General features: G+C 73.4%; 1 pseudogene. It reads right to left on the bottom strand.

Going from position 1 to position 669, the window contains the following annotated elements:
• A pseudogene (locus ELR45_RS34950) lies at positions 1–480 on the bottom strand (hypothetical protein); the annotation flags it as partial.
• Between the last annotated feature and the right edge of the window lie 189 nt (positions 481–669).

Genomic DNA, 669 nt, shown 5'->3' with positions numbered 1-669 from the left:
GTGGGGGATGAGCACGCTGGTGGCCGCCGGGGCCCCGGCCGTCGGGGCGGTGAGGACGTCGAGCAGGAGTGCGCGGGCGGCGCTGTGCGCGCCGGGGCCGACGAGGCCGAGGCCGCGGTTGCGGGCGAGGTCGACCATGAGGTGCGAGTGGCCGTGCTCTGTCTGCCCTGGCCCGTCTCGATCTGGCGCGGCGCGAGGACCGGCGGGATCCGGTGGCGATGGCGTACCGGGTGGGGCGAGGCTGCCGCCAGGGGTGAGATCGGCACCGGCGGGATCTGTAGCGGTCTGGTTGAGGTGCGCGGTGCGTAGACTGCGGATCACCGGCGCCACGGGCAGGTCGAGGCGGTGGTGGCTGCCGGGCCGGTACCAGCGCCGCCGACGGCGCCGGAGCACGATGAGCGCAGTGCTGATCGCGGCGGCCAGACCAACACCGACGTAGAGGCCGGAGCCGAGGTCGACCCCGGCAGGCTGATCGGTCAAGGTCGGAGGGGCCTGTGTCGTCGTCGCCGAGCGACCTGGAGCCGTTGATGTGGGCGTGGCCGATGAGGTTGAGGACGTCGGGTCTGGCACGGACGGTGTGGGAAGCGGCGAACTCGAGGACGGGTCCGTCGGCAGGGCTGGTGTCGTATCGGTTCGGGGCGGGCGTTCGGGCGGCATGTTGGTGCGTGG

Origin of the sequence: Phytoactinopolyspora endophytica, assembly GCF_004138495.1 — a bacterium.
Taxonomy (GTDB): Bacteria; Actinomycetota; Actinomycetes; order Jiangellales; family Jiangellaceae; genus Phytoactinopolyspora; species Phytoactinopolyspora endophytica.
This window is presented reverse-complemented; position numbering and strand designations above follow the sequence as displayed.